We start from the raw sequence: 12,751 nt of genomic DNA on the forward strand, positions 1-12,751 counted from the left end.
GGATGAATCGCCAAGCGAATCGGCGACGGCGATCGCCGGAAGGGTGCCCGTCGGCGTCGGCTCTTTTCCGAACTCGCCGTCGATCGCCAATCGGGCGCGCCCTCCTCGTCGCCGATCATGGATCGCGTTTGGCGCAACGCGCCCCATCTGAAGCTTTCAGTCGACCGAATCCTTCAACACGCACCGCTCGTTGCAGAAGCTCGGTAGTTTTCGCCAGAGGGGGCGCGTTCCGTTTTACCGAACTCATCGTCGCTCGTGATCGCCGGCAGCACGAGCGTGAAGCGCGACCCGTGGCCGACCGCGCTTTCGACCTCGATGCGCCCGCCGTGAGCTTCAGCGACGGTCTTGCAGATGGCTAATCCCAACCCGGAGCCACCGGGTTGGCAGGCGCGGGCATTATCGGCGCGATAAAATCGCTCGAAGATATGCGGCAACGCCTCCGGCGGGATGCCGATCCCCGTGTCGGCGACTTCCAAGCGAACAGTGCCTTCTGATCCACAACAAAGCTTGATCTCCACCGTGCCGCCGCGCGGCGTGTATCTTAAGGCGTTGCCGATGAGGTTGAAGATAACCTGTTCGAGCGCCACGCGGTCGCCTTCGACGACGACCAATTCGGGCGCTTCGATCCGCAGCTCGACGCCGCGCTCTTTGGCCACTTGTTCCAAACGCACGCGCACATCGTTCAACACATCGTTGATGACCACCAGATCGCGCGCTACCTGCCGCTCGCCCGCATCGGCACGGGCCAAAAGCAGGAGGTTGGAGGCCAGTCGCGACAACCTTTCGATCTCTTCGAGGTTGCTGCGCAACAACGCCTCGTACTCTTCAGGCGTGCGACGTTCGAGCAAAGCGACTTCTGTTTCGCCTTTGAGCACGGTGAGCGGCGTGCACAGTTCGTGCGAAGCGTCCGCCGTGAAGCGCTGTTGGGCCTCGAAAGCCTGATCGAGACGAGCAAGTAATTGGTTGAAGACTTTGACCAATTCGTCTATCTCATCGCCAGTGTTCGGCTCCGGTAATCGTTCATGCAGGTTGCGTTCCGTCAATCGTTGCACGGCGAGCGAAATCTCGCCGATGGGACGCAACGCGCGGCGGGCGAGCAGCAAGCCGCTTGCGGCGGCCAGCGTGAGCACGATGATCGTGATCGCGGCGATGCGCCGCGCGAGCGTGCCGACTTCGGCGCCGACGAACTCGACCGGCACCGCGACGACGACGACGAACGGCTCGAAGGGCGAGCGGATGACGGGCATGTAGATGGCGCGCAAGCGGCCAATATCGGGGGCATCGACCGTCTCGTAGCCGATCGACCCGCGCATGGCTCTTTCAGTCAACAGCGTATTGATCGGCAACGGACGCGACAAGTTGGCGGAATAGTCGGCGACGTACCCATCGCGTCGCACCACCATCACGTACTTCTCGATGCGAAAGTCGCCGTAACCGGGAAGCGTGCGATAGTCGATATCGCTCACCGTCAATTCATCGGGGCGCGCGAGCGCGCGATCGCGCAGGCGCGCGGCGATCCCTTCGGCTTCGGTGGCACCCAACACCCAGAGCGTGGCATCGAGCCGCCGCTCGGCCATGTCCTGCAAGATGAGGATGAGCACGGTAGCTGCCACCGCCAACAGCGCGGCGAGCACCGCTGTGTACCAAATGGTCAAGCGGAGCCGAAACGAAAGCGGCATGGCTGAATCAATGCTGGAGCACACGAAGTCATACGAAGCGCGGGCCGCGACTTCTCTGCGCTTCAAAGCCGAAGCGTGGCGGGCGACCGTTCTCTCGTCCGTTGAGCGCTGATCGCAAACGCGCGACGACGGCTTCGCTGGACGCTTTAGCCGTCGGGTTCACTTAAACTCGTTCAAAACCGACTTCGATCACGCCGCTCGGCGCGCGCAAACTTCGCGCATCGGATCGCTTGCAATCGAACTTCGATCGCGTGCTCGCTTGATCGCGCGCCACGCCATGGGATCGCTCACGAGAGGTCTTCCGCTACGCGCTCTCGCTTAACAGATCACGTCGCGTGTCGCAAAGCGCGGCGCTTACGATTGATCCTCGATCATGTAGCCGGCGCCGCGCACAGTGCGGATCAATTTCAGCTCGAAATTTCGGTCGATCTTGTCGCGCAACATCTTGATCATCACATCGACGATGTTGCTCGTCGGATCAAAGTGCATATCCCAGACCTGCTCGATGATCTCGGCGCGCGTGACGACTTGGCCGGCATGCCGGACCAATAACTCCAGCAAAGCGTACTCTTTGGGCGTCAGCGCGATGTTCCGTCCGCCGCGCATGACGCGCCGCCGCACAGGATCGATGCACAGATCGGCCACCGCCAACGGCTGCAGGAGCGGGCGCCCGCGGCGCCGGCCCAGCGCGCGCACGCGCGCCAGCAGCTCGGTAAAGGCGAAAGGTTTCGTCAAGTAATCGTCGGCGCCGCTATCTAGCCCCAAAACCTTGTCGGCGGTGGAATCTTTGGCGGTCAGGATCAGTACCGGAACGTCCACGCCGCGCAGACGCAGACGCCGACACAGTTTGCGGCCATCTTCGTCCGGCAACATGCAATCGAGCACGACCAGATCGTACTCTTGAATCGAGACCAGATAGTCGGCCTCGGCCGCCGTGGTTGCGACATCGACGACGTTTTGAGCTTGTTCCAATCCGCGCTTGATGAAGCTGGCGACTTTGGGTTCATCCTCTACGACGAGAATGCGCATCGGGGTCGCTGCCTCGGACGTATGGTGCGGGGCACGGCCGACTTAAGCAAAGGGCGTGCCCGAACTCGTCCCGTGCCCCGCATAGTTCTAAGGTTCAGCCCTTATTTTTTGCCGTGTTCGGCGTGTCCGGCCCCATGCCCGCCATGCTCGCTGGCGTGATGTTTGGTCGCCTCTTCGGCGTGATGTCGCGCGTGCAGATGATGTCCGTGCGCGACGTGCGCGTGATGTGCGGCCTTTTCATGCTGGCCGGCCTCGTAATGCTTGGCGGCTTCGCGATGATGGCGCGCGGCATGTTCGTGATGCTCAGCCGCTTTGTGATGGTGTTCTGCCCCTTTGTGTGTTGCCATAGAGATCCCCTTTCTCTGATTTCCCCCGGTGCCGAGGGCGGAAGTTTTCAATCGCGCGCAAGAGTAACATCGCTCTCATGATGAGAAGATGAAAGTTGGATGAAAGTTTCTTCATTTCGCTGTACCCAAAAAGCCACACCGCGGGCGAAAAGCCACAGCATCGGGAGCCACACTTCGACCGAAAGCGAGGATGCAAAAGCTCGATTTCGGCGGCGCGCGCGTTGTGGCGCGCTGCTTGCTCATTGCGATGCGCCGATGAAATGGGTCGACGAGATCGTGGTCGACGCCGCTGGCGGGCGCGCCGAGGCGAGCTTGTACGTCAGCGCCGATGCAGCTTATCTGGCGGATCATTTTCCCGGTTGGCCGACGCTTCCCGGTCTGCTCATGCTCGAAACGGCCGTGCAAGCCGCCGCTGCGCTTTGGCAAGCGGACTGCACTTGGCCGATCTCGGACCCGTGGATGGACCGTCTCGAAGAACTCAAGATCACGCGCCGCGTTGTGCCGAGCGAGACGCTGATCGTGCTGGTCCAGTTAAAAGCCGTTGAGGAGGGCACCGCATCTTTTGCTGCGCGCGGGCTGGTCGCTGGGGAGAGCTGCATGCGCGCCCGATTTCGCTTACGCGCTGCCAGCGCGATGGATGCGGCCCTAGCCACGTGTCGCTGCAGCACGCGGCGATGACCTCCGTAACTTGAGGAAGAAGCGACGATGATGACGCGCGAAGAGATCTACGAGAAAGTAACCGACGTGCTCGTGCAAGCGCTTGGCGTCGGTCGTGCTGAGATCACTCCGGGAGCTTCTTTGGTCGGCGATCTCGAAGCCGAATCGATCGATTTTCTCGACATAATCTTCAGGTTGGAAAAGACGTTCGGCATCGAGATCGCTCGCGGTGAACTCTTCCCGCAAGAGATCCTGCGCGACCCGCAGTTAGTCGCCGGAGGGAAGTTGACCGAAGCTGGCGTCCGCGCGTTGCGCGAGCGCTTGCATTTCACCGATCTATCGCATCTTGCCGCTGGACAGGATGTCGAAGAGCTGATGACCGATCTGCTCACGGTGCAGACCGTGGTCGATTACGTCCAGAGCAAACTACAGGTCTCTTCGGCAACCGTATGAACGGCGAGCAACTGGAAACGCTCCTCAACTGCGAGGACAGCGAAACCGTAGTGGCCGTCGCACAAGTTCGGCGCCCGACGGTGACCGAAGCGCTGGAAGCTGCCGAGCCGTTTCTCGCCGTTTTGGCCGGGCGGCGCAGCGTGCGACAGTTCGCGCCCGACATGCCGCCGCGCGAACTCATCCTGCGTGCCATTGAAGCGGCGACCTATGCTCCCTCCGGCATGAACAAACAGCCGTGGCGATTCATCGTCGTCACCGACCAACAGGTCAAGGCTGAGATGGTCGCGCGCGTCGAGCGCGAGATCGAAACGATCCTCGCGCTGCTGGCTGGAGACGAGTTCGCCGATCGCGTCGGCGGTTACCTGCGCAACTATGCGACCCTTTTTCGACGCGCGCCGGTCGTCATCAACGTCCTCTACCGTGAATATGGACAAGTGATCGCCAGTCTGTTGGAACGCGCGCAGATCTCTTATCCGGAGAACCAAGAAGAAGCAGCCAACCCGGCGATGCAGAGCGTGGCGGCAGCGATTCAAAACTTGCAATTGGCGGCGCACGCGCTCGGACTAGCGACTTGTTGGATGACGGCGCCGCTGTTCGCCAAAAAAGAGCTGCACCAACTGCTCGGCGTGGAGCCGCCATGGCAGTTGGTCGCTGTCGTGCCTATCGGCTACGCGGCACATCCGCGTCTGAGCGCGCCGCGCCGTTTACGGTTCGAACGCATCGTGCGTTGGATCGAATGATGCGCCGCGCATGTACGCCGCCTGGAGAAGATCGAGGTGTATCCACGCAACGAGAAGAGAGCTTGGCGCCGATGCATCGTCATCTTCTGGGCGCTTGCGCAATGCGTCGGCTGCGGTCATCGCGCCGCGCCGGAAGCAGCGGCCCTGAATCCGTCGCCGACGCCTACGGTCATGGCTCCGTTCACGTGGGCCGAAGTCGTGCAAAGCTATAGCCGCGTGCGCGATTACACATGTCTGTACGAAAAGCAGGAACGCGCCATCTCCAATGGGGAGACGCAGACGATTCGATTCGCTTTTCGCAAACCGTTCGATGTGCGCTGCGATTGGCTGGACGACCGCGGGCGAGTGGACCAAACGGCCGTTTACCGCGCTGGCGCAAACGACGGTCGAGTCCTGGTCCGTCGTACCGGCCTGGGCGCTTTGCTCGGCACGCTGCGGCTCGACCCGCACGATCCGCTCGCTTTGTCCGACTCGCGCCACGCCATCAACGAGGCCGGCATCGGTTACATCATCGAGCGCATCGACCGCGAGCTATCTCAACATCGAGTCGAGCTGCACTACAAAGGCGCGAGCCAGAACGATGGCGAAGCGACGGATGAAGTGGAACTCGTCGCCAGCGGTCCACCGTTGAGCGATCTCGGCGGCGCGCGCCGCGCGCTCGTTCGCCTTGATCGCAGCTTGCGCTTGCCGGTCGAAGTGGAGCTTTACGATGATGCCGACACGCTCATCGAGCGTCACCGCTTTCGCCACCTGCGCGTTAACGTGGGCTTGGATGATGCCGTGTTTGCGCTGCCGTAAAGCGCCGTTTCACGAAAGACGAGAGAGATGAAACGAGTTGTGATCACCGGATACGGAGCGATCTCCTCCGCGGGCAACGGCGTCGGCGCGCTGTGGGAAGCGCTGACGCTGGGACGGTCCGGTGTGGCCCCGATCGCCTCGTTTCCAGTCGGCGATTTTCGTCCCAGCTATGCAGCCGAAGCCCACGACTTCGTTCCGGAAGCGCTCGGGCTGGCGTCGCGCAGATTGAAGTTGATGGGGCGTCACGCGCAGTTGGCGCTGGCCGCAACCCGCGAAGCGAACGATGCCGCGCGTTTGATCGGAACGGAACATGCTCCTCCGCCGGAGCGCATCGGCATCGTCCTCGGCACCGGAATGCTCGGTGCCGACGTCGATGAACTCGGACGGGCTTTTGCAGCCACTGCGCGTGCGCGGTCGGACGGCGAATTCGATCTGGCGACGTTCGGTCGACATGGCGTCGCGCAACTCTTTCCGCTCTGGCTGCTGCGCCATATCCCGAACATGACCAGCGCGCACGCTTCGATCGCGCTCGATCTGCGTGGACCAACCAATACGATCATGAACGGTTGCACTTCCGCGCTCAACGCGCTCGGCGAAGCGCGACGCTTGATCGCGCGCGGTGCAGCAGCGGCGCTGTTTGCCGGTGGCACCGATGCGCGCATCTCGCCGCTGGCGTTGCTGCGCTACCGCGACCTCGGGTGGCTGGCGACGCGCGATGATCTTCCACCGACAGCCGTAAGCGCTCCCTTCGATGGGCAAGCTACCGGGTTCGTCTGCGGTGAAGGCGCCGCCGTCCTCGTGCTCGAGGAGTTGGACGCAGCGCGAGAGCGCGGCGCGAGAGCGCGCGCCGAAATCATCGCTTACGGAGCAGCGAACGAAGCGGGCGATCCGCTCCAACCGCCTGAGCAAGCGGAAGCGCTCGTGCGTGCCATCGCCTCTTGTTTACAGCAGAGCGCATTGGCGCCTGAAGAGATCGATGTCGTTTTCGCTCCGGCCAACTCGCTGCCATCGCTGGATCGGGCCGTTGCCTGCGCCCTCGAAAGGCTCTTTGGACGACGCCGCGTGCGCGTGACAGCGACACGCTCGACAATCGGCCACGCGCACGCGGCGTCGAGCGCCTTTGATCTGATCGCCGCTGTGCGCGCGCTGGAAACCGGAACGATTCCGCCCGCGATCAACCTTCGCCGACCAATCGCCGATTTCGATTTCGTCGCCGACGCGGCGCGCCAGCTACGGATCGAGCACGCGCTCGTTGCGGCATACGGTTTCGGCGGTCACGCGGCAGCGATGATCTTGCGTCGTATAGAGGTGGGCCAGTGAAAAGGCGTGTGCTCGTCACAGGAATGGGGGTCGTCTCGCCTGTCGGCAACGGCTGGCGCAACTTCTGGCACGCGCTCGTTCACGGTCGGTCGGGCGTGCGCCCCATTAGTCGGTTCGATGCTTCGACGCTTGCCGTGCGCATCGCCGCCGAAGTGAGGGGGTTCGATCTTAGCCGCTACTCGCCGGTCCCCCACTATTACACCGCCGACGACGGGCAAACGATTACGCTCGACCGTCGGACGCAGTACGCGTTGGCCGCAGCCGAAATGGCCGTGCGCGAGGCGAAGCTCGGACCAGCAGATCTTAGCCACGCCCATCTCTATTTCGGCGCGGGTCAAGGGGCAGATCGCATCGATTGGCTGGCCCAGATCATCGCCCCATACTCCTGCCCGCAAGGATGCGACACGCGCGCGCTGCTCAGCGCGGTGCGTGACCCGGCATTCGCGCTTTACGACCAATTGCTGGAACCGACCTTGCCCGCTTCGCTCATCGCCGCACGCTTCGGCATTCAGGGCGAAGTCACCACGTGTTTGACCGCCTGCGCCGCCAGCGCTCAAGCCATCGGCGAAGGGGCGTGTCGCATTCGCGATGGCGAATGCGACGTGGTGCTAGTCGGTGGCGCCCATGCCATGACGGCTCCGCTCGACATCATCGGCTTCGCTTCGCTGTCGGCGCTCTCAACGCGCAACGAGGAGCCGCAGCGCGCCTCGCGCCCGTTCGATCTCGGTCGCGATGGATTCGTGCTCGGCGAAGGAGCTGCCGTCCTCGTGCTCGAAGAGAGCGCGCATGCCCGGCGTCGCGGCGCGCGCGCACACGCAGAGATAGTCGGTTACGGTCTGGCAAACGACGCTTATCGCGTAACCGACATGCATCCGGAAGCGCGCGGTCCGGTGACCGCGATGCTGGCGGCGCTCGATGAAGCCGCGCTCGAACCGACGGCGATCGATTACATCAACGCGCACGGCACTTCCACCATCGAGAACGATCGAACTGAGACGTTGGCTGTTCATCGCGTCTTCGGCGACCACGCGCGACGCCTTTCGATCAGCTCGACCAAATCGATGACCGGCCACCTCGTCGCCGCAGCGGGCGCGGTCGAACTGGTTGCCACTGTGCTGACGATCGAGACGCAGACGCTGCCGCCGACGATCAACCTCGAAGAACCCGATCCGGAATGCGATCTGGATTACGTGCCCAACAGAGCGCGCCGGTCGCCCGTGCAATTCGCCATGTCGAACTCGTTCGGCTTCGGCGGGCAAAACGTCGCGCTCGTCGTCGGAAGAGCCGAAGGCTAAGCAGATCGAAGCCGCGCGCAAGGCGCATTGAGAGGTGTGAGCATGGACGCGCAAGGCGCATTGAGAGGTGTGAGCATGGACCAGAGTTTGATCTTTTTGACGGGAATGGGCACGCTCGGACGCGAAATCCTCGTTGCGCTCCTTGAGCGCACACCGCACAGAGTGGCCGTGCTCGTGCGCCCGCGCGCGCGCCGCTCGGCGATGGAGCGGGCCGCGCGGTTGTTCGCAGAACTCGGCCTGACCGCAGAACAACAAGCCCGCATCGAGGTCGTCGCAGGCGACATCACGCGCCACGGACTCGGACTCGACCCAGAAACGCAAGAGCGATTGGTCCGCTCAACCGCCGTCATCATCCATACCGCAGCCGTGACCTCTTTGGTCGCCGACCGCGCGCTCTGCCAAGCGGTCAACATCGACGGCACGGCCAACCTCCTGATCTTCGCCGAACGCGCTCTGGCTCTAGGGCCTTTGCGTAAAGTCGTTCACTTGAGCACGGCCTTTGTCGCTGGCGCAAGATGTGGGCACATTGAAGAGGACTGTTTGCCACCCACCCCACAACACTTCAATCACTACGAATGGAGCAAGTACGAAGCCGAACGGTTGGTGCGCGCTGCGCTCGGCACTGGACTGCCTGCCACCATCTTGCGCCCGAGCATGGTCGTCGGCGATACGGCGACGGGACGCACGCGAGATTTCAACGTCATCTATCCGCTGTTGCGCCTGATGGCGAGCGGGCTTGTCACGCGCTTTCCGGCCTGCCCGCGCGGGCGCGTGCATCTGGCACCGATCGATTTCGTCATCGAAGCGACCCTGCGCGCAGCCCAGATGGACTGGACCACAGGACACACGTTTCACCTGACGTCGCCGAAGCCGCCCACCGTCGAGCAGTTGCTGGCTTGCGACGAGTTCTTTCCCGACGACGCGCCGCGTCCGCGGCTACTACCGCCGGCCCAGTTAGATCTGCGCGAGTGTCGGGAGCGAGAACGCGAACTGCTCATGTCGGTCGCGTTCTGTTTCCCTTATTTCAACGCGCACATGAGATTTGCGACGACCAACACCGCGCGACTCGTTGCGTTGCCGACGACCGACGCCGAGTATCTGGCGCGCCTCGGACGCTACGCCGTCGAAAGCGGGTACTTGCGCCGCCTTGCGGCTTGAGATGACACAAGATGCGTTACGTGCTGATCGACCGAATCGCAGAGTTGATCCCAGGCGAACTGATTCGCGCTTGGAAGAACATCGCGGCAAGTGATGCGTTGGCGACGACGCGCCCGTCGGGCCACATCGTGCTGCCCGCTTCCATGATGCTCGAGGCGATGGCGCAAGCGGCTGGACTGCTCGTCATCGCCAGCGCGGGATTCGAACGGCAACCGGTGCTGGCCAAAGCGTGCGACGCCACCGTGCAAGCCGAAGCACGGCCCGGCGCACGACTTTCTCTAACGGCCCGCTTGCTGCAGTTGGATGTCTCTGTCGGCAGCATCGTGCAGACGGAAGCCATTGCGGACGACGGAACAAGAGCCGAAGCGACCATCTACTTGGCGCTTCTGCCCTTCGCCGCCGAAGAACAACGCCGGCAAGCGCGCCTGAGGTTGGCGCGCTTGTTCCCCGAACAGTTTGCGTCTCGTGATGATGGGAGCAGCGCGCGATGAAGAAGAGCTTGATGTTGAAGAACGCCGTCAAACAGTTGCTTCACGGCTTCAACCGTCCGTTCATGGTGATGTTCGAGACGACGCTGCACTGCAACATGAAATGCGTCTACTGCGCCATCTGGCAGAACCAGTTGCCGGAAGAGCGCGCCGTGCGCGAGCGCATCTTTCGCCGAATGGACGAAGCGGCTGAACTCGGCGTCTTCGCCTGGAGCTTTTCAGGCGGCGAGCCGCTGCTCAACCCAAACATGCCCGACTACATCGAATACGCAACGCGCAAAGGCTTTTACACTTCGATGCCGACCAACGGACTGGCGCTCAAAAAGTACGCGGCAGCGTGCGCGAAGCTGGACCTGTTGGAGATCTCCATCGATACGCTCGATCGTCAACGCTTCGCGCAACGTCGCGGCCTCGATTGTCTGCCGACCATTCTCGATGGGATCGACTATCTGCTCGGCAAGTACGCGCACAACACGATTCAGATCAACGCCGCCGTCGATCTCGATAATTTGGAAGATCTGCCCGCGCTGGCGCGCTTTTGCCAAGAGCGCGGGTTGGTGCTTCATACCGAAGCGGTGCACAACGTCGTGCGCACGACTTGGCGCACACCGGATGTTGAACTCGAGCGCGAAGCCCTTGATCGCGTCGCGGCGCGGCTGATGGAGTTGAAACGCGAATTCAACTGCGTTCGCTTCTACCGCGACTACTACCGTTTCTATCGCGACGGTGGCTTCAGCGAGAAGTTCCCGTGCCGTTCGGCTTCACACTTGATCAACATCCGGCCCGATGGGTCGGTCCAATTCCCTTGCGCCTTCGTCAATCTGCATCGCGGCGCGCCTGAGATGAGCTTGCGCGAAATCTACGCCTCGCCTGAGGTACGGCAGATCATCCAACAAGCCCCGCGTATGTGGGATTTTTGTCGCGGATGCAAGATCGGGTGTCCATATGAGGTTTCGTCTTATCGCAACAGCCCGCTGACGGCGTTGCGCAACGCGCTCGATTTTCTCAGGTGGAATTGAATCGCATGTTGGCGACCGAAAACATGTTGCAGGAACAGGAGCACGACGCGACCGAGACCGGCACGGCGGTGCGCGTCCGCGATCTCATCAAACGCTTCACAGACGGCACCGTCGCCAACGATCGAATTAGCTTCGACGTCGAGCGCGGCGAGGTGGTCTCCATTCTCGGACCTAACGGTGCTGGCAAAACGACTTTGCTGCGCCAACTTTCGACCGAGCTGCGCCCGACTTCGGGCACGGTGCAGATCTTGGGACGCGACGCTTTCGCTGCGCCGCGCGAAGTCAAAAGGCTGATGGGCATCGTACCGCAAGAGGCCGGACTCTTCGACTCGCTGCGCGTTGGCGAGCATCTGGCGTTGTTCGCTCGCTTGAAAGGAGCCGACGCGCGGCAAGCGCGACGCGCAGCCTGCGCCATCGCTGCCGCGCTCGATCTCGAAAAGAGAGCGGATAAGCGCATCGGGACGCTCTCCGGCGGCGAACGTCGGCGAGTGCTCGTCGGACTGGCGTTGATCGGCGCGCCCCCTCTGCTCCTTCTCGATGAACCGACCACCGGTCTCGATCCGGAATCGCGACGCATCGTCTGGCAGACGATCGAACGTGAACGCGCACGCGGCGCGACCATCATCTTGTCAACGCACTACATGGAAGAGGCTGAACGTTTGAGCGATCGCATCGCGATCATCTGCGATGGCAGACTCGTCGCCTTCGGCGCGCTCGATGAGCTGAACGCTCACGCCGTGCGTCGCGCAGCGCAATCGGCTCCCCAAGGGGCGCCTGCGCCTTTTCTCTCTCTGTCGGCGCAAAAAGCGCGAGATCACGCCCTGCAGCGCCAGTGGAACCGACATGCGCGCCCGTCGCTCGAAGAGATCTACTTCCAGCTGACCGGCAAGCCGCTCGAAGTGGATTTCGATTGATCGGGGAAACGATCAGAGCGAAGAACGTCCGAAAGATCCATTCGACGTGAGGTCAAACAAGTCGCTCAAAGTGGAGGATGCTCAGATGGTTGAACTCAGCAGAAGATTGAACGAAATCGACTGCATTTTCCGTCTCCATTGGGGGCGCGTCCGCGCCGAGGCCGGACCTTTCGTTCTCGCCGCCGTAATCTTTCCCACAGCGACATACATCTTCGCGCGCGCCGTCGCCGACCAAACGACGGCTGTCCGCGCCGGGCGCTTCCTCGTCGGGTCGGTGGTTCTCTCGCTGTCGCTCACATCGATTAGCTGGCTCGGCTACCTGTTGCTGGAAAATAGGTTCACCGGTCGGACAAAGCTGCTGGCCACGTCGCCGCTGGCCCCTTCCTCTTACTTGTTTGGCATTGTCGCCTTCGCTGCGGTTCAAACTGCTCTCGGCATCAGCGCGCTCCTCCTTTTTGCCGGACTGAGCGGCGTCCAAGTCCATCTAGCGCCAGTTCCGTTCATCATCACGGTGTTGCTCGCCATGCTCTGCTTATGCGGATTGAGCGTGGTGGTCGCAACGCGCGCGCGAAGTTTCAGCGAAGGGTCGCTGCTGACCGATACGCTCGGCGCCGGCTTGGTCTTCTTCGCGCCCGTTTACTACTCAGCCGACATCTTGCCGCCGATCGTGCGCCCACTGGCCGAGTGGTTGCCGACCGCGTGCACAGCGCGCGCCCTCTTTTGCGCGTTCGACGGACGCGCTGCGCCGCTGCCGGAATTACTTGCGCTGGCGGCTATGGCCGGAACAGCGCTCGCCTTGGGCGCGCGCAGCTTACGCTGGACCGAAGACTGAAGTTGAAGGACGCACAGAGAGA

The 12,751-nt window shown here is 62.4% G+C and carries 14 protein-coding genes; 11 read left to right on the forward strand and 3 right to left on the reverse strand.

Translation table 11 applies throughout. The features are described 5' to 3' along the window. Nucleotides 1–173: 173 nt before the first annotated feature. From C4334_RS07600 to C4334_RS07610, 3 genes are all read right to left on the reverse strand, one after another. Entirely contained in the window at nt 174–1,679 is a 1,506-nt protein-coding gene (locus tag C4334_RS07600) for a sensor histidine kinase (RefSeq protein WP_352431483.1), read from the reverse strand. A 354-nt stretch (nt 1,680–2,033) separates the two neighbouring features. Beyond that, nucleotides 2,034–2,708 carry a response regulator gene (locus C4334_RS07605; protein ID WP_352431484.1) on the reverse strand — a complete coding sequence of 225 codons (675 nt, stop codon included), beginning with the start codon at nt 2,706–2,708 and terminating at the stop codon, nt 2,034–2,036. Nucleotides 2,709–2,809: 101 nt separating this feature from the next. Then, nucleotides 2,810–3,055, reverse strand: coding sequence for a hypothetical protein (locus C4334_RS07610; RefSeq protein ID WP_352431485.1), 246 nt, complete (start codon nt 3,053–3,055; stop codon nt 2,810–2,812). A 255-nt stretch (nt 3,056–3,310) separates the two neighbouring features. Here C4334_RS07610 and C4334_RS07615 point away from each other — a divergent pair, with 255 nt between their 5' ends. The 11 genes from C4334_RS07615 (at nt 3,311) to C4334_RS07665 (ending at nt 12,729) form a co-directional block, all read left to right on the forward strand. Beyond that, on the forward strand, nt 3,311–3,733 hold the full coding sequence (locus C4334_RS07615; RefSeq protein ID WP_352431486.1) for a 3-hydroxyacyl-ACP dehydratase FabZ family protein: 423 nt from the start codon (nt 3,311–3,313) through the stop codon (nt 3,731–3,733). A 27-nt stretch (nt 3,734–3,760) separates the two neighbouring features. Then, complete coding sequence (locus C4334_RS07620) at nt 3,761–4,165, forward strand: acyl carrier protein (RefSeq protein ID WP_352431487.1); 405 nt, start codon at nt 3,761–3,763, stop codon at nt 4,163–4,165. Continuing rightward, a complete protein-coding gene (locus C4334_RS07625) occupies nt 4,162–4,905 on the forward strand; it encodes a nitroreductase family protein (RefSeq protein WP_352431488.1) in 744 nt (247 codons plus the stop codon). The genes C4334_RS07620 and C4334_RS07625 overlap by 4 nt, the downstream gene beginning before the upstream one ends. A 36-nt stretch (nt 4,906–4,941) precedes the next feature. Continuing rightward, a complete protein-coding gene (locus tag C4334_RS07630) occupies nt 4,942–5,703 on the forward strand; it encodes a DUF1571 domain-containing protein (protein WP_352431489.1) in 762 nt (253 codons plus the stop codon). Nucleotides 5,704–5,730: 27 nt separating this feature from the next. Further along, nucleotides 5,731–7,023 carry a beta-ketoacyl-[acyl-carrier-protein] synthase family protein gene (locus tag C4334_RS07635; RefSeq protein WP_352431490.1) on the forward strand — a complete coding sequence of 431 codons (1,293 nt, stop codon included), beginning with the start codon at nt 5,731–5,733 and terminating at the stop codon, nt 7,021–7,023. Then, a complete protein-coding gene (locus C4334_RS07640) occupies nt 7,020–8,318 on the forward strand; it encodes a beta-ketoacyl-[acyl-carrier-protein] synthase family protein (RefSeq protein ID WP_352431491.1) in 1,299 nt (432 codons plus the stop codon). The genes C4334_RS07635 and C4334_RS07640 overlap by 4 nt, the downstream gene beginning before the upstream one ends. Nucleotides 8,319–8,393: 75 nt before the next feature. Further along, nucleotides 8,394–9,476, forward strand: a complete 1,083-nt coding sequence (locus C4334_RS07645; RefSeq protein ID WP_352431492.1) for an SDR family oxidoreductase — start codon at nt 8,394–8,396, stop codon at nt 9,474–9,476. A gap of 11 nt (nt 9,477–9,487) precedes the next feature. Then, entirely contained in the window at nt 9,488–9,967 is a 480-nt protein-coding gene (locus C4334_RS07650) for a hotdog family protein (protein WP_352431493.1), read from the forward strand. After that, nucleotides 9,964–10,983, forward strand: coding sequence for a radical SAM protein (locus C4334_RS07655; RefSeq protein ID WP_352431494.1), 1,020 nt, complete (start codon nt 9,964–9,966; stop codon nt 10,981–10,983). Before C4334_RS07650 ends, C4334_RS07655 begins: the two co-directional genes overlap by 4 nt. A 5-nt stretch (nt 10,984–10,988) precedes the next feature. Beyond that, nucleotides 10,989–11,897, forward strand: a complete 909-nt coding sequence (locus C4334_RS07660; protein WP_352431495.1) for an ABC transporter ATP-binding protein — start codon at nt 10,989–10,991, stop codon at nt 11,895–11,897. Nucleotides 11,898–11,982: 85 nt separating this feature from the next. Continuing rightward, nucleotides 11,983–12,729, forward strand: coding sequence for an ABC transporter permease (locus C4334_RS07665; protein ID WP_352431496.1), 747 nt, complete (start codon nt 11,983–11,985; stop codon nt 12,727–12,729). Nucleotides 12,730–12,751: the final 22 nt, after the last annotated feature.

It is taken from the genome of Pyrinomonas sp., from assembly GCF_040289685.1.
Lineage (GTDB): Bacteria > Acidobacteriota > Blastocatellia > Pyrinomonadales > Pyrinomonadaceae > Pyrinomonas.

Excerpts from the sequence above, each read along its gene's own strand:
- C4334_RS07600 (WP_352431483.1), bottom strand. The coding sequence starts at position 1,679 with ATGCCGCTTTCGTTTCGGCTCCGCTTGACCATTTGGTACACAGCGGTG.
- C4334_RS07605 (WP_352431484.1), bottom strand. The coding sequence starts at position 2,708 with ATGCGCATTCTCGTCGTAGAGGATGAACCCAAAGTCGCCAGCTTCATC.
- C4334_RS07610 (WP_352431485.1), bottom strand. The coding sequence starts at position 3,055 with ATGGCAACACACAAAGGGGCAGAACACCATCACAAAGCGGCTGAGCAT.
- C4334_RS07615 (WP_352431486.1), top strand. The coding sequence starts at position 3,311 with ATGAAATGGGTCGACGAGATCGTGGTCGACGCCGCTGGCGGGCGCGCC.
- C4334_RS07620 (WP_352431487.1), top strand. The coding sequence starts at position 3,761 with ATGATGACGCGCGAAGAGATCTACGAGAAAGTAACCGACGTGCTCGTG.
- C4334_RS07625 (WP_352431488.1), top strand. The coding sequence starts at position 4,162 with ATGAACGGCGAGCAACTGGAAACGCTCCTCAACTGCGAGGACAGCGAA.
- C4334_RS07635 (WP_352431490.1), top strand. The coding sequence starts at position 5,731 with ATGAAACGAGTTGTGATCACCGGATACGGAGCGATCTCCTCCGCGGGC.
- C4334_RS07645 (WP_352431492.1), top strand. The coding sequence starts at position 8,394 with ATGGACCAGAGTTTGATCTTTTTGACGGGAATGGGCACGCTCGGACGC.
- C4334_RS07650 (WP_352431493.1), top strand. The coding sequence starts at position 9,488 with ATGCGTTACGTGCTGATCGACCGAATCGCAGAGTTGATCCCAGGCGAA.
- C4334_RS07655 (WP_352431494.1), top strand. The coding sequence starts at position 9,964 with ATGAAGAAGAGCTTGATGTTGAAGAACGCCGTCAAACAGTTGCTTCAC.
- C4334_RS07660 (WP_352431495.1), top strand. The coding sequence starts at position 10,989 with ATGTTGGCGACCGAAAACATGTTGCAGGAACAGGAGCACGACGCGACC.
- C4334_RS07665 (WP_352431496.1), top strand. The coding sequence starts at position 11,983 with ATGGTTGAACTCAGCAGAAGATTGAACGAAATCGACTGCATTTTCCGT.